The organism is Candidatus Krumholzibacteriota bacterium (assembly GCA_016931295.1).
GTDB lineage: Bacteria > Krumholzibacteriota > Krumholzibacteriia > Krumholzibacteriales > Krumholzibacteriaceae > JAFGEZ01.
Map to the genome: position 1 here is coordinate 12,093 of JAFGEZ010000002.1, position 14,772 is coordinate 26,864.

At 70.3% G+C, this 14,772-nt stretch carries 15 protein-coding genes; 1 reads left to right on the forward strand and 14 read right to left on the reverse strand.

Annotation, left to right across the window (positions count from 1 at the left end; translation table 11 throughout):
* Window positions 1-37: 37 nt before the first annotated feature.
* The 8 genes from JW876_01030 to JW876_01065 all read right to left on the reverse strand — a co-directional run bounded on the left by JW876_01030 (window position 38) and on the right by JW876_01065 (window position 5,512).
* Window positions 38-886, reverse strand: coding sequence for a uracil-DNA glycosylase (locus JW876_01030; GenBank protein ID MBN1884089.1), 849 nt, complete (start codon window positions 884-886; stop codon window positions 38-40).
* Window positions 883-2,127: a bifunctional phosphopantothenoylcysteine decarboxylase/phosphopantothenate--cysteine ligase CoaBC gene (gene coaBC, locus JW876_01035; GenBank protein ID MBN1884090.1), complete on the reverse strand. Its 1,245-nt coding sequence runs from the start codon at window positions 2,125-2,127 to the stop codon at window positions 883-885. The genes JW876_01030 and coaBC overlap by 4 nt, the downstream gene beginning before the upstream one ends.
* Window positions 2,102-2,320 carry a DNA-directed RNA polymerase subunit omega gene (locus JW876_01040; protein MBN1884091.1) on the reverse strand — a complete coding sequence of 73 codons (219 nt, stop codon included), beginning with the start codon at window positions 2,318-2,320 and terminating at the stop codon, window positions 2,102-2,104. The genes coaBC and JW876_01040 overlap by 26 nt, the downstream gene beginning before the upstream one ends.
* Before the next feature lie 131 nt (window positions 2,321-2,451).
* Window positions 2,452-3,036 carry a guanylate kinase gene (gmk, locus tag JW876_01045; protein MBN1884092.1) on the reverse strand — a complete coding sequence of 195 codons (585 nt, stop codon included), beginning with the start codon at window positions 3,034-3,036 and terminating at the stop codon, window positions 2,452-2,454.
* Window positions 3,033-3,287 carry a DUF370 domain-containing protein gene (locus JW876_01050; protein ID MBN1884093.1) on the reverse strand — a complete coding sequence of 85 codons (255 nt, stop codon included), beginning with the start codon at window positions 3,285-3,287 and terminating at the stop codon, window positions 3,033-3,035. The genes gmk and JW876_01050 overlap by 4 nt, the downstream gene beginning before the upstream one ends.
* A 37-nt stretch (window positions 3,288-3,324) precedes the next feature.
* Complete coding sequence (locus JW876_01055; protein ID MBN1884094.1) at window positions 3,325-4,200, reverse strand: YicC family protein; 876 nt, start codon at window positions 4,198-4,200, stop codon at window positions 3,325-3,327.
* Between the two features lie 159 nt (window positions 4,201-4,359).
* Entirely contained in the window at window positions 4,360-4,920 is a 561-nt protein-coding gene (locus JW876_01060; protein ID MBN1884095.1) for a hypothetical protein, read from the reverse strand.
* A 31-nt stretch (window positions 4,921-4,951) separates the two neighbouring features.
* The gene (locus tag JW876_01065; GenBank protein ID MBN1884096.1) at window positions 4,952-5,512 is read right to left on the reverse strand and encodes a hypothetical protein; all 561 of its coding nucleotides are present in this window, start codon (window positions 5,510-5,512) and stop codon (window positions 4,952-4,954) included.
* Between the two features lie 377 nt (window positions 5,513-5,889).
* Between JW876_01065 and JW876_01070 the strand changes: the two genes are divergently transcribed.
* The gene (locus JW876_01070; GenBank protein ID MBN1884097.1) at window positions 5,890-7,590 is read left to right on the forward strand and encodes a DUF814 domain-containing protein; all 1,701 of its coding nucleotides are present in this window, start codon (window positions 5,890-5,892) and stop codon (window positions 7,588-7,590) included.
* A gap of 347 nt (window positions 7,591-7,937) precedes the next feature.
* Here JW876_01070 and JW876_01075 read toward each other — a convergent pair whose 3' ends face one another.
* The 6 genes from JW876_01075 to prfA all read right to left on the reverse strand — a co-directional run bounded on the left by JW876_01075 (window position 7,938) and on the right by prfA (window position 14,744).
* Window positions 7,938-8,297: a hypothetical protein gene (locus JW876_01075; protein ID MBN1884098.1), complete on the reverse strand. Its 360-nt coding sequence runs from the start codon at window positions 8,295-8,297 to the stop codon at window positions 7,938-7,940.
* A gap of 146 nt (window positions 8,298-8,443) precedes the next feature.
* Window positions 8,444-9,535: a flavodoxin-dependent (E)-4-hydroxy-3-methylbut-2-enyl-diphosphate synthase gene (gene ispG, locus JW876_01080; GenBank protein ID MBN1884099.1), complete on the reverse strand. Its 1,092-nt coding sequence runs from the start codon at window positions 9,533-9,535 to the stop codon at window positions 8,444-8,446.
* Between the two features lie 4 nt (window positions 9,536-9,539).
* Window positions 9,540-11,453: a selenocysteine-specific translation elongation factor gene (gene selB / locus JW876_01085; protein ID MBN1884100.1), complete on the reverse strand. Its 1,914-nt coding sequence runs from the start codon at window positions 11,451-11,453 to the stop codon at window positions 9,540-9,542.
* Between the two features lie 16 nt (window positions 11,454-11,469).
* Window positions 11,470-12,723 carry a UDP-N-acetylglucosamine 1-carboxyvinyltransferase gene (gene murA / locus JW876_01090; GenBank protein MBN1884101.1) on the reverse strand — a complete coding sequence of 418 codons (1,254 nt, stop codon included), beginning with the start codon at window positions 12,721-12,723 and terminating at the stop codon, window positions 11,470-11,472.
* A 17-nt stretch (window positions 12,724-12,740) separates the two neighbouring features.
* Window positions 12,741-13,637, reverse strand: a complete 897-nt coding sequence (prmC, locus tag JW876_01095) for a peptide chain release factor N(5)-glutamine methyltransferase (protein MBN1884102.1) — start codon at window positions 13,635-13,637, stop codon at window positions 12,741-12,743.
* A 12-nt stretch (window positions 13,638-13,649) separates the two neighbouring features.
* On the reverse strand, window positions 13,650-14,744 hold the full coding sequence (gene prfA / locus JW876_01100; protein MBN1884103.1) for a peptide chain release factor 1: 1,095 nt from the start codon (window positions 14,742-14,744) through the stop codon (window positions 13,650-13,652).
* Window positions 14,745-14,772 lie beyond the last annotated feature (28 nt).

Here is a 14,772-nt window from a genome sequence, read left to right on the forward strand (position 1 = left end):
CCTGTCCTTCCGGCGGCCGTCCCGTCGGCTCCGCCCGTTACCCCGCCATCTCCTCGTCGTAGAGTTTCCGGACGAGCTGGATGTCCTCCCAGGCGGCCCGCTTGAGGTTCGGGTTGCGGAGCAGGGCGGCCGGGTGGTACGTCACGAGGACGCGGATGTCGTCGTAGTAGTGGACCCCCCCGCGGAGCACCTTGAGGGACGCGTTCCGCTTGAGGAGGTTCTGCCCCGCCACGCGCCCGAGGGCGACGATCAGGACGGGATCGATCAACTCGAGCTGCCGCCGCAGCCACGCCTCGCACGCCTCGACCTCCCCCTCGAGGGGATCGCGGTTGTTCGGCGGACGGCACTTCAGGATGTTCGTGATGTAGACGTCGTCGCGGTCGAAGCCGACCGAGGCGAGTATCTTCGTCAGAAGCTGGCCCGCGCGGCCGACGAAGGGCTCCCCGGAGAGGTCCTCGTCGCGGCCCGGGGCCTCGCCGATGAAGACGATCCGTCTGGCGGCGTTTCCCGCGCCGAAGACGGTCTTCGTGCGCGTCTCCCGGAGCGCGCACTTCGCGCAGGCGGCCACGGCCGCCTCGAGTTCGCCGAGGTCCATGTCGTCGTCTTCCGCGGGGGAGGCCGCCGGCGCTCCGCCGAAGAGCCCCGCCTGCGCGGGGGCCGTCCGGCGCCGGATGCACGGTGCGTTCCCGGCCGGCGCGTTCGCGTTTCGCGTTTCCTTCCGCGCCGCCGGCGCGTTCCCGGCTTGCTCGTTCCCGGCCGTCGCAATCCCCGGCGCCGGGATTTCCTCGCCCGCGACCCGGTAGACGACCGCGGCCCCCGCCGCGCGCCGGCGGGCGAGCCACGCGCGCGCCGCAACGACCGTTTCCCTCTCCGTCTTGTCCGTCACGACCGGCCCTTCCGTGCGCGCGCACCGACGACGGCGTCTATGATCCGCGCCGCCGCCTCGTCTTTCGACACGACGGGCGTCTCGAAGAGCTTCCGTTGCCCGCCGAACACGGCGACGGCGTTCGTGTCGACGCCGAATCCCGTCTTCTCGCCGACGCGGTTCAGAACGAGAAGGTCGCACTTCTTGTCGGCGAGCTTCCGGCGCGCGTTCCGCTCGGCGTCCTCCGTCTCGAGGGCGAAGCCGACGACGAGCTGTCCCGGCTTCTTCCGTTCGGCGAGGGATGCGAGGATGTCGGGGACGGGGACGAGGTCGACGGCGAGCTGGCCGTTTTCCCGCTTGATCTTGTTTCCGGCTCGCCGGGCCGGCGTGAAATCGGCGACGGCCGCGGCCATCAAGAGGACGTCGCAGCGGGGAAAGGCGCGGCCGAGCGCCCGCTTCATCTCCGCAGCCGATCGCACCGCCGTGACGCGGTTTACCGCGGGCGCCGGGACGTCGACGGGACCGTGCACGAGGGTCACCCGCGCGCCCCGCCCGGCCGCCTCGCGCGCGAGGGCGAAGCCCATCCGCCCGGAGGATCGGTTCGAGAGGTAGCGGACCGGATCGATCTCCTCCTCGGTCCGGCCGGCCGAGACGAGAACGCGCACGCCGTCGAGGTCGCCCGGCGCGAGAAGAACCCCGAGGGCCCGGACGATCTCCTCCGGCTCGGCCATGCGCCCCGCGCCGGCCTCGCCGCACGCGAGGTGACCCGTGCCGGGCTCGACGAAGCGCCGCCCGTCGGCGGCGAGTCGTTCGACGTTGCGGCGGACGGGGGCGGAAACCCACATCGCCTCGTTCATCGAGGGAGCGATCAGGAGGGGCGCCCGCAGGGCGAGGATCGTCGTCGTCGCGAGGTCGTCGGCGATCCCCGCGGCGGCCTTCGCGAGCAGGTCGGCCGTCGCCGGGGCGACGACCGCCGCGTCGGCCCAGTTCGCCAGCTCGATGTGGCGCACGCCGCCGCCGTCGGGCGATTCGAAGACATCGGTGCAGACGGGATGTTCCGAGAGGACGTCGAAGGTCAGGGGCTGCACGAAGCGGACGGCGCCGGCGGTCATGACGACGCGCACCGACGCGCCGGCCCGCCTGAGCAGACGCACGAGGGAGGCGGACTTGTAGGCGGCGATGCCGCCGGTCACGAAGAGCAGGATGCGCGCGCCGGCGAGCGGACCGTTCCCGCCCTTACTCCTCCTCCGCCTCGTCTGCATACGCGAACTTCACTTTCCCGTCGATGAGACGGTTCATCGCGATGGTGGTCGGCTTCATCTCGATCTCCTCGCCGGAGAGACGGATGATCGTATTGATCCGCCGCGCCTCTTTCGCGATCACCCGGATGGCCTCGTAGCGGTTCGGAATCCTGTCGAGCACCTTTTCCAGCGCCCGTGTCTCCTTCTGCGGCATCTGCCTCTCCCGTGTTTCCTCGTTGCGCGCCCCCGCGGGCGGTGCCGGCCCGCCGGCGGCGCCGGCGGCTCCGTTCGGGTCGTTGTCCCGGGAACTGATATTATTAATACAATCCGGGGAGAATATCAACGTTAAAAGACCGCGCGTGCCCGGCGAAGCGACTCTGCCCGCAGGATGGCGAGAACGTCGTCGACGCATCGCTCGAGTCGGTCGTTGACGACGACGTAGTCGTACATCTCGCTGAATCCCGTCTCCCACGCGGCCTTTTCGAGCCGCCGGGCGACGACCTCCTCGTCGTCCGTCCCCCGGCCGCGCAGCCGTTTCCCGAGCGCTTGCTCCGACGGCGGGAGGAGGAAGACGAGAACGGCCTCGGGGCGCTTCCGCTTGACCTCCGTGCCTCCCTGCACGTCGATCTCGAGAAGGACGCAATCGCCGCCGCCGAGGGCGCGGTCGACGAATCCGGCCGGTGTGCCGTAGAGGTGGCCGTGGACCTCGGCCCACTCGAGGAACTCGCCCGCCTCGCGGCGCCGCTCGAATTCCCCGCTGTCGACGAAGACGTAGGCCTCGCCGTCGGTCTCCTCCCCGCGCGGCGGCCGCGTGGTCACCGAGACCGACGAAACGATCTTCCCGCCCCGCTCGAGGACGCGGGCGGCGACGGTCGACTTGCCGACGCCCGAGGGGCCGGAGATCACCAGGATGAACGTCCGCCGCGTCATCGCTCCTCCGCTCCCCCCCGCCGCTCGTTCCACCGCTGGGCGATCGTCTCCACCGCGACGGCGGAGAGGATGACGTGGTCGGTGCTCGTGACGATGACGGCCCGCGTCTTGCGCCCCTGGGTGGCGTCGATGAGCTTGCCCGCCTGGCGGGCCTCCTCGCGGCGGCGGCGCATCGGCGCCGAGTCCGCGCCGACGACGGCGACGACCTTGTCCGCCGCGACGACGTTTCCGAATCCGATGTTCAGCAGCATGGCCCCTCCCGCCGGGCGCCGATCCCGGCCGCGCCGGTCATTCGAGGTTCTGGACCTGCTCGCGGATCTTCTCCACCGCTTCCTTCACGTTGATGGCGTCGCGGATGATCGCCGCCTCGGTCGCCTTGTTGCCCATCGTCGTCGCCTCGCGGTGGATCTCCTGCAGGAGGAAGGTGAGCTTCTTCGCCACCTCGCCCCCCGTGGAGAGGACGTGGCCGAACTGCTCGAGGTGGCTCTTGAGACGGACGATCTCCTCGGAGAAGTCGGCCCGGTCGGCCATGATCGCCGCCTCGGTGGCCCAGCGCTGCTCGTCGATCTCCTGGTTCTCGACGATCTGGGCGAGACGGCGGCGCGCCCGCTCGACGGCCGCCGCGAGGGCCGCCGGGGCGTTCTTCTCGATCCGCGCCGCGGTCTTGCCGATCCCCTTGAGCCGGCGGGCGATGTCGGCCTCGAGGGCGGCTCCCTCCCGCCGTCTCATCTCCACGCACCGGTCGGCCGCCTCGTCGAGGGCCTTCCTGGCGATCCGCCACAGGGCCGTGGGCGGCGCGCTCTCGGGGCCGTTCGAGAAGGCGTCGGGCAAAGAGAGGAGCGTGTTGATGTCGACCGTGCCGGGGATCTTCTCGCGCTTCGCGAAGGCCTGGAGCTCCCGGAAGGCTCGCCGGAGGAAGGCGCGGTCGATCCCGGCGGCCGCCGCCTCCGTCCCGCGGTCGACCGAGACGTTGACGTAGACGTGCCCGCGTCCGAGCTTGCGCCGGAGGAGCTTCTCCACCTCGGTCTCGTAGCCGCTCAGGGGCCGCGGCATGCGGATCGAGAAATCGATGAACCGGTGGTTGACCGTCCTGATCTCCGCCGCCACCCTCCCGGCCTTCGACGTCGCCTCGCCCCTGCCGTATCCGGTCATGCTCGTGATCATGCATTCTCCTTGTCGGTCGTGCGTGCGGCGCGCCCGCCGGCGCGCGATCGACCGGATGGTAGCGGCAACGCCCGCGGGATGCAACGGCTTTCCGGCACCGGAAAAAACGCGGGGATCCGCCCGGGATCCCCGCGATCGTTTTCCGTCAGGCTGGCGCCGTCAGTCGAGCATCGACTTGATCGCCCCCCAGCTCGCCTCCTCGACGGCCGTTCCCATGCACTCGGCATCATCGAAGCCGTAGTTGATGTAGAGGTTCGTGAGGATGACGAGGGGCTCGAGGGGGTAGCCGGGCGTGCAGTTGGCGAACTGGTAGACGCCGACATCGGGGTGGGCGACGATCCGGACCGCCGTTTTCTCCGGACCGGTCACGTAGAGCAGCTGGTGTGCGATCCAGTACCAGTCGTACCGGCACTCGGTGAAGCAGACGCTGAGCCCGGAGGCGATGTTTCCGAGCGCCACCGAGATGATCGGATCGTGAAAAGTCACCGTGCTCTGGATGACGTTCGCCGGGTAGGCGATCATGTACTCGGCGCAGATCGAGCCGAGCTCGCCCGGAAGGGCCCAGATCCACATCTCGACCGGATAGAATCCGACGCCGGTGACGCACCACGAGCCACGCTCGCCGTCGGCATAGAGGCCCATGTAGCCGAGGGGCACCATGGCGTTCGCCCCGGTCGCCGTCACGGCCAGGATGGCGGCGCCGAGAAGCAGCTTCTTCATGGTTTCCTTTCCGCCGGCGCGCGGCGCCGGCCTATTCGAGCATCGACTTGATCGCCCCCCAGCTCGCCGTCTCGACGGCGGTCGTCTGGCACTCGGGGAGCTCCGGTCCCGCGTTGAGGTAGAGATGCGTCAACGCCACGCAGGGCTCGGTCGGGAATCCCTCGTTGCAGTTGGCGAACTGGTAGACGCCGACGTCCGGGTGCCCGAGTATCTGGACGAATGTCAGCGTCGGATCGGAGACGTACAGCGTCTGGTGGAAGAACCAGAGCCACGATTCGTTGCACTCCTTGAGGCAGGCGCTCATGCCGCTGGCAAGGTCGCCCAGCGTGACCGAGATGGCGTCGGTGTTCGCCGTGACCGTGCTCGTGATGACGTTCGCCGGGTACCCGATCATGAACTCGGCGCAGATCTGCCCGTTGATGCCGGCCAGGCACCAGATCCACATCTCGACCGGGTAGAAGCCGGACCCCGTCGCGCACCACGTGCCGTGCGCGCCGTCGGCGTAGAGCCCCATGTATCCGAGCGGCGTCTGGGCGGTCGCGCCCGCGGCGAGCAGGATGCAGACGACGGCGATCGCGAATATCCTCTTCATGCGTTTCCCCTCCGTTCGGCGGCCGGCCCGCGGGCCGCCGCCGGTCGCAGCGATGCAAAGACGATTTATCGAAAGATACCAATCCGCGTCGGCCGCATCACCTCCCCTCCCTCCCGGGTGGGCGATCCCGCCGGTGCGACCCCACCCGGACGGCGTACCGCACACGACGGAACGCAACGTCCGATGCGCGACAACGCCCGGCGCGCGGCCGCGCTCGCGGAAATCGCACGACATGTGGCTGAAGGCTTACAAGCAGTAACCATAGCGTACCACGAGACGGCATCCCGTGTAAACCATTATCTCGGCCGGGCGGGCGGGATCCCGCCGATCGTTTGACATGCCGTGCGCCGACGCGTATCATTCCGCCGATGAACAGCTTGACCGCATACGCCGCAGGGATCGAGTTCGACGCGCTGCTGCGCGGATCGTCGATCGTGCGCATCGCGCGGTTCGCCGGCGGGTTCACGATCGAGCTCGACGGCGCCCCGCGACCGTGCCTGCACATCCTGCGGTACGGCCGGACGACCGAGCTCGTCCCGGGCGACCGCCCGCTCGCCGGCCCGGGCGCCGCGTCCGAGCCGCTGCGGCGCCTCGACAACTCCCGCATCGAACGCGTCGAGGCGGTCGGACTCGAACGGATCCTCCTCTTCCACCTCCGCGGCGGCACGGGCTGGGGAGAGGAGGAGGCGCTCACGCTGCGGCTCGACCTGACGCCGGCGGGCAAGACGCTCGTCCTCTTCGGCGCCGACGGATCGGCCCTCGAATCGCTCGGGTCCCCGAAAACTGCCGTCCCGGCGGCGGCCGACGAGACGCTGCCGCCGAAACCGCTCTCGATCCTCGACCTGCCCGCGGACGTGCCGGCCGCGATCGCCGGGGCGTGCGTCCCGGACGGGCCCGCATCCCTCCCCGGGCACACGCGCGCCTGGCACGCCGCCCGCGCGGTCGCGGCGGCTCTCGTCGCCGGGGTGGGCGGTGTCGACCCCGTCCTCGCGCGCGCGCTCGCCGACTGCCGGAACGGCGATCCCGCGCTCGTGTGGGAAGACCTCCGCCTGATCGGTGACGCGCTCGTCTCCGGCGAGCGGCGTTGGCGTATCTACGATTTCCCAGCCTCCGGCGAGGCGGGGATCCACACCGTCTATCCCGTCGAGCTGCCCGTCCCGGAACCGGGGCGCGAGGCGACGGACGTCCTCGACGCCCTCGCCGGCCGTGGCGCCGCCGTCCTGCTGCCCGCCTTCACCGACGCCCTTCGCGAGCAGGCCGTCGCCGCGGCCCGCCGCGATCTCCGGCGGCAGGAACGTCTCGAGGAGAACCTCGACCGCGACCTCGCCGAGGCGCAGCGCGCGGGCGAGCACCGCCGCGCCGGGGATCTTCTCGTGACGCACCGTCACCGGATGAAGCCGGGGATGTCGTCGATCACCGTGCGCGATTTCTCCGGCACGCGGGATGTCACGATCCCCCTCGATCCGGCGCGCTCGCCGGACGCGAACATCCGCGGCTACTTCACGAAGGCGAAAAAGGGGGAGAAGGGGGCGATCGTCATCCGCAATCGCCGCGGGGAGGTCAGGCGCGAGGTGGCGAGCCTCCGGAAGCGGCTCGATCGCATCGAGAACGCGACCGGCCTCGAGGAGCTTCTCGGGATGGTACGGCCCGCCCGTCTCGCGCGGGCGGGCCGCGCCCCGGCGGGACGGCGTGGATCCTTCCGGCGATTCCGGCTCGACGATCGCCATACCGTCCTCGTCGGCCGGACGGACCGGGAAAACGACGAACTGACGCACCGGGTGGCGGCCCCCGGCGATCTCTGGTTCCATGCCCAGGGCGTCGCCGGCTCCCACGTGGTTCTCCGGGGCGCGACGCCCTCGACGCCGAAACGCGTCATCGAGCGGGCCGCGGCGATCGCCGCCTGGTTCAGCAAGGCCCGGAACGCGACGACCGTCCCCGTCCTCTACACGGAGAAACGCTACGTCCGCAAGCCGCGGAAGGCGGCGCCGGGCACGGCGGTCACCCTGCGGCACAAGACGATCTTCGTCGAACCGGCGCAGCCGGCCGATGACGAAGCGACCCCGAACGGCGCCGACTGACCTTTCGCCGCTTCCACGACACCGGACACAAAAAGAAAAGTGGCAGGCGGCACACCTGCCACTTTCCCGATAACCGAGCCCCCAGGCGAGTACGATACTGCCCGGACAGGACATTCAACGATGGGGGTCTGCTATCAGCAGCAACACCTCTTCCTGTTACCGCGGGCTTCACTTGTATATGCGCAAGTTGTGTACCAGAATCGCGCGGAACGGCCCCGCGCGGCAGCACTGCATCTCGTTGTCCGACAGGCTATTATGGAATATGTCCGGCGGAAGGGACGAATCTCCCGGTCGTGCGACGCCGGGAGAGTCAAATTTCTTTCACGTGCGTAAAAATATTGAACGCGCTACTTCTCCGCGTACCCCGTCTCGGTGTTGAGGAGAAACGAGCTTCCACCCCCGCCGTCCAGCGAAAGGACGAGCGGCGGAAAGCATCCCCACTGCACCGCGACTTCGCACATCATCGTCGGCTGTACGAAGATGGGCTTTACGGTGAGCTGGACCCGGACGTCATCGACACGGTCGAACGCGACGGCGATCGGCTTGTCGGTGAAGATCCGGTAGGCGATCCCGTCGAAGCGGACGAGCGAGACGCCCGAGGCGACCGTCTTGTCAATGGCCAGCGCGCACTCGTCGGCCGCCGCCGGAACGGCGACGCCGATCAACAGGACCGCGGTCAGCGCCAACAACCAACCCGTACCCTTCATGCGTGTCCTCCTCTCTCCCCTCACGAGAGAACGCGTGCCCGGCCGCCACCGGTCGGTGCGTGATATGGCGTGTCGGCCTCAGGAGATACGACCCGCGACGGCACGCCGGAAATATACCACATCCCCGGATTCTTTACCACGATTTTTCATTCGGGGGGATCGCCCGCGCCGTCCTGGTCGTCGACGAGTCGCCTGACCTCGGCGACGAGTTCCTCGACGTAGTCGCCCTCGATGGTCTGGACGACCCGGCCGTGGCGGAAGAGGACCGCGCCGCCTCGCGCCCCCGCGATGCCGATGTCGGCGCCGGCGGCCTCTCCCGGACCGTTCACCTCGCAGCCCATCACCGCCACGGTGATCGGCCGCCTGATCCCGAGGAGCTCCCGTTCGAGACGTTCGGCCGCGGCGGCGACGTCGATCCATGCCCTGCCGCAGGTCGGGCAGGAGACGATGCGGGGAATGTCGCCGCGAAGACCGAGGGCCGACAAAACGGCCGCGGCGACGATGACCTCCCGGACGGGATCTCCCGAGAGGGAGATCCGGATCGTGTCGCCGATCCCCTCGTCGAGGAGGATCGCCAGGGCGGCGGCCGACACGGCGGTCCCGGTGAGTGCGGGCCCGGCCTCGGTCACGCCGAGGTGCAGGGGGTAGTCGTTGTTTAGGGCGAATATCCGGTTGGCCTCGATCGTGGCCAGGGCGTCGGAGGACTTCAGGCTGAAAACGAGGTCCGTGAAACCGGCGTTCTCGATCATCTCCAGGTGGCGGAAGGCGCTCTCGGCCATCGCGCGCGCCGGCTCCCGGGCGGCGAGGCCCCGCAGGTCGCGCTCGATGCTTCCCGCGTTCACGCCCACGCGCACGGGGATCCCCGCGGCCGACGCCGCGTCGAGGACAGCCAGGACCTTCCCGCGCGACCCGATGTTCCCCGGGTTGATCCGCAGCCCCGCGGCCCCGGCCTCCGCGGCGGCCACGGCGAGACGGTGATCGAAATGGACGTCGGCGACGACGGGGATCGGGGAGGCCGCGCAGATCCTTTCGAAGGGCCCGACGTCGTCGGCCGCCTTCACGGCGACACGGACGATCTCGCAGCCCGCCCGCGCGAGCGCGGCGATCTCGGCTGCCGTCTCCTCCTCGCTCGCGGCCGGACGGGTGCTCATCGACTGTATCGAGACGGGGGCGCCGCCGCCGACCGTCACCTCGCCGAATCTCACCGCTCTCGTGTGCCGCCGCGGTCTCGTGGCCATCCCGCTATCCCTTCGTCTCCGCGTCCGCCGAGAGGCGTTCGCCGGCGACCCGCACGTCGCCGGTGCGTTTCGTGTACCCGTTCGCGTCGAGATGCTCGAGGAGCGGCACGGCGTATTTCCGCGAGACGCCGAAGGCCTCCTTGATGTCGCCGATGGCGATCGTCCCCCCCGCGGCGAACCGCTCCCGGAGAAGGCCGATCAGCCGGTCGCGCTCCGCGGCGTCGAGCCAGCCGTCCCGGCCGATCCGCACGGCGTCCCCCCGCTCGGCGAGTATCGCGAGGTATCCGGCGAGCCGTTTCGCCCCGCCCGCCTCGCCGGCGAGCTCGCCTGCGGAGGGGAACCTGAACCCCGACTCCGCGATGCGCCGCGCGAGGGCCTCGAGGATGCGGCGGTCCTCCGCGGAGAGCTCCCGGTCGACGCTTCCCGCGCGGACGGCCCCGTCCCGGAGGTAGAGCACGCCCGCCGACACTCCCCGCTCGACGAGCAGGTCGAAGAGGGGATTGCCGGCGAGACGCGTCTTCTCGCGGAGCTCCTCCCGGTCGATCCCCCAGGAGAGCCGGTTCCGCGCGTGGAACTCCCGCGCGATCGCCGTCATCGAGCGGGCCGTCTCCTCGACGACCGCCGCGTCGAAGAAGAGATCGCCGATCCGGCGGAGTTTCCCGTGTTCCGCGAGACGTCCGAGGGCGGCCGAGGCCTCCGCGGCGGTCCATCCGAAGCGCCGGAGCACGCCGCTGGGGAGCCCGCCGGTGCCCCGCGCGGCGGCGAGGGCGACGATCGCGTCGTCCCCGCCGGCGAGGAGCGCCTCGAGTGTCCGGATCGTCTCCGGCCGGAAGCGCTTCGCCTTCTGCGGGGCCGGATCGACGACGCGGCCGCCGGCGACGACGCGCATCGGCGAATAGGAGCGCAGCACGAACCCGTCGCCGCCCATCGCCAGCGTCGGCCGCTCCAGCCGGAACTGCACGAAGCCGCGCGAGCCGGCCTCGAGCTCGTCACGGTCGAGGATGACGGCCCGGGCGAGCGTCTCGCCGGCGGCGTGGTGGAAGCGGACGCGCTGGCGGTTGACGAGGGCCGAGCCGGCGAGTCGTCCCACCTCGACGACGGCGTCGATCATGCTCGTCCGCTCCAGGACGCCGGGAAAGACGACCTGATCGCCGATTTCGACGTCGCCGACGCGGACGCCGTGGAGCGCGAGCGCCGTCCTCATGCCCGATTGCGCGCCGTCCATGACCCGATCGAAGCTCTGCACCTCGCGGACGCGCACGGGCCGCCCCGCCGGCTCGACGACGAGCTCGTCGCCCTTGTGCACCTCGCCGCTCCAGGCGGTGCCGGTGACGATCGTGCCGATCCCGCTTCTCGTGAAGATCCGGTCGACGGGCAGGCGGAAGAAATCCCCGCCCCGCCGCTCCCCCTTGCCGGCGACCGCGACCCGGAGGAGGAGGCGCAGCTCCTCGACGCCCGCTTTCGTGACGGCGGAGGTCTGCACGATCGGCGAGCCGGCGAGCGGCGTGCCGGCGAGGAGATCGCGGATCTCGCTCTCGACGATCTCGGCCGTCTCGTCGTCGACAAGGTCGATCTTGGTCACCGCGACGACGCCCGCTTCGATCCCGAGGAGCCGGAGCACCTCGAAGTGCTCCTCGGTCTGCGGCATGACGCCCTCGTCCGCGGCGACGACCATCAGGGCGACGTCGACGCCGACGGCCCCCGAGACCATGTTCTTCACGAAGCGCTCGTGCCCGGGGACGTCGACGATCCCGGCGGCGACGCCCTCGCCAAGGTCGACCGGGGCGAACCCGAGAACGATCGAGATCCCCCGCGCCTTCTCCTCGGCGAGCCGATCGGTCTCCCACCCCGTGAGGGCCCTGACGATCTCGGTCTTGCCGTGATCGACGTGGCCGGCCGTTCCGATGATGACGTTCACCCCGGGCTCCTCCCTCTCAGTCGGCGGTCCGCCTGATCACGGCGCCCAGCCCCCCGAGCTTCTCCTCGATCCGTTCGTAGCCGCGGTCGATATGATAGACCCGCAGGAGCTTCGTCTCTCCCTGCGCGGCGAGGGCGGCGATGATGAGCGCCGAGGAGGCCCTGATGTCGGTCGCCATCACCGGCGCCCCCTCGAAGCGCTCGACTCCCGTGACGACGGCGACGCTCCCGTCGAGGACGATCCTCGCCCCGAGCCGCCGCAGCTCGGGGACGTGCGTGAACCGGTCCGGGTAGACGTGCTCGACGATCGAGCTCGCCCCGCGCGCGAGGCAGAGGACGGCCATCGTCTGCGCCTGCATGTCGGTCGGGAAGGCGGGATAGAATCCCGTCTCGACGTCGACCGGCTCGATCCGCTCCGGGCCGGTCACCGTCATCCGGTCTTCCTCCTCCTCGATCGTCGCGCCGCACCGCTCGAGCGTGTCGATGACGGCCCGCATGTGCGCGGGCCGGCAGCGCTCGATCGTCACGCGGCCGCCGGTGAGCGCCGCGGCCGCGGCGAAGGTGCCCGCCTCGATCCGGTCGGGAACGACCTCGTGCTCGAAGGGGCGGATCGCATCGACGCCGCGGATCTCGATGCGCGACGTCCCCTCCCCGGCGATCTCCGCGCCGCCGCCGCGGAGGGCGAGCGCGAGCTCGGCGATCTCCGGCTCGCGGGCCGCGTTCTCGATGACCGTCTCCCCCTCGGCGAGGACGGCGGCCATCATGATGTTGACCGTCGCGCCGACGCTCGGCACCGCCAGAACGATCTCCGCGCCGCGCAGGCGCTCGGCCCGCACGTCGATATACCCGTGGTCGATCCGGAGCTCCGCGCCGAGCGAGCGCAGCCCCTGGAGATGGAGGTTCACCGGCCGGGGCCCCCACGCGCATCCCCCCGGCATCGAGACGCGCGCCTTGCCGTACCGCGCCGTCAGGGGCCCGAGGGCGTAGATCGAGGCACGCATCGTCCGCACGAGATCGTAGGGCGCCTCGAAGGATGTCACGGTCGTGGCGTCGATCTCGAGCCGCCCCCCGTCGAGTGTCGACGGCGCCCCGAGCAGCTCGAGGAGCTTCATCATCGTGCGCGTGTCGCGCAGGTCGGGCACGTTCCGGAGGACGCAGACGCCGCCGGTGAGGAGCGAGGCCGCCATCAGCGGCAGCATCGCGTTCTTCGCGCCGCTCACCCTCACGTTCCCCTCGAGCCGGCAGGGCCCGGTGATGAGAAAACTGTCCATGCGATACTCCTCCCGGCTCACGCCGGTCGGGCGGCGGTCACCACCCGTTCCAGCCCGTTGTGGTCCCTCGTCGTCTCGATCTTCTCGAACCCGGCGCCGGCGAGGATCGCCTCGACCACCGCTTTCTGTCCGTCGCCGATCTCGAGAGCGATCACCCCCCCCGGACAGAGCAAGGCGGCGCCCGCCGCCGCGATGCCGGGATAGAGATCGGTCCCCTCCTCGCCGCCGTCGAGGGCCAGGCGGCTCTCGAACCGGGAGACCTCCGCCTCGAGCGCCTCGATCCGTTCCGTGGGCACGTAGGGCGGGTTCGAGACGAGAAGGTCGAATTGCCCGTTCGCCCGGACCGCGCCGAATCCGTCGGCGACGAAGACGGACACGCGGTCCCCGATCCCGAGCGCCCGGCAGTTCTCCAGGGCGAGATGGGCCGCCCCGGGATCCCGGTCGAAGGCCGCGCCGCGCCAGCCGGGATGCCGGGCGGCGAGGGTCGCCGCGATCACGCCGCTTCCCGTGCCGAACTCGACGAACCGCGCGACATCGCGGCCAAAGAAGAGTCGCTCGACGCGCTCGACGAGCAGCTCGGTCTCGGGACGGGGGATGAAGACGCCCTCGCGGACGCGGAAGGGCAGGGAGAAGAACTCGATCTCGCCGAGGATGTACTGGAGCGGATAGCGCGTCGCGCGCAGCCGGAGGTTCTCCCGGACCGCCGCGAGGACCGCCGGCTCCACCTTCCGGTCGAATCGCAGGTAGAGATCGAGGCGCGAGCAGCCGATTCCGGCGGCGAGGAGATGCTCGGCGTTCGTCCTGGCCGCCGGCACGCCGTTGCGCTGGAGGTATCCCTCGGCGAGCCGGATCGCCTCCACGATCGTCGGCCTCTCCGCCTCCCCGCCGGCCCGCGCGTCCACCCGTTCCGCCATGCTCCCTCTCCCTCAGCCGCGGCCGGCGCCCGGCCCGGCGCCCGCGTTCAGCCGCGCCTCCCGGTCGGCGACGGCGAGCGCCGCGACGTACTCGTCGAGCTCGCCGTCGAGGACGGCGTCGAGGTTGTGCGTCGTCATGCCGATCCGGTGATCGCTCACCCGGCTCTGCGGAAAATTGTACGTCCTGATCTTGGCGCTCCGATCGCCGCTGCCGACCATGCCGCGCCGGACCTCGGCGATCTCCTCCTCCTGCTCCCCGCGCGCCTTCTCGAGGAGCCGGGAACGCAGCACCTTGAGCGCCTTCGCCTTGTTCTTGTGCTGCGATTTCTCGTCCTGGCAGGTGACGACCATCCCCGTGGGCAGGTGCGTGACGCGGACGGCCGAGTCGGTCGTGTTGACGCTCTGCCCACCGGGGCCGCTCGACCGGTAGACGTCGATCTTGAGATCCTTCGCCTCGATGTCGATGTCGACCTCCTCGGCCTCGGGAAGAACGGCGACCGAGACGGCGGAGGTGTGGATCCGTCCGCCCGACTCGGTGACCGGGACCCGCTGGACGCGGTGGACACCGCTCTCGAACTTGAGTTTGCCGAACGCGTTCTCGCCGCTGACGAGGAAGATGATCTCCTTGAATCCGCCCATCTCCGTGGGGTTGCTCGAGAGTACGTCGACCTTCCAGCCGTGCCGTTCCGCGTAAAGCCGGTACATCCGGGCGAGATCGCCGGCGAAGAGCGCCGCCTCGTCGCCGCCGGTGCCGGCCCGGATCTCGAGGACCGTGTTCCGCGAATCGTCCGGGTCGGTCGGGATCAGAAGGATCTTGATCTGTTTCTCCAGCTCGTCGACCCGCTCCTCCAGCTCGTCGATCTCCTCGTTCGCGAAGAGGACGAGCTCGGCGTCCTCCCCCGCCTCGACGACCCCGCGGTCGTCGGCGATCCGGCGCCGGAGATCGAGCAGCTCGCGTATCGGCCCGACGGCCTTCTCGAGGTCGCGCCGCTCGCGGGCGATCTCGCGGTACCGCCGCTGGTCGCGGATGATCTCGGGGCGGCCGAGCTCCCCGCCGAGGAAATCGAAGCGTTCCAGGATCGATTCGTATCTCGTGTCCGTTTTCATCGTCGGTCGCTCCGTGCGCGTAAAAAGA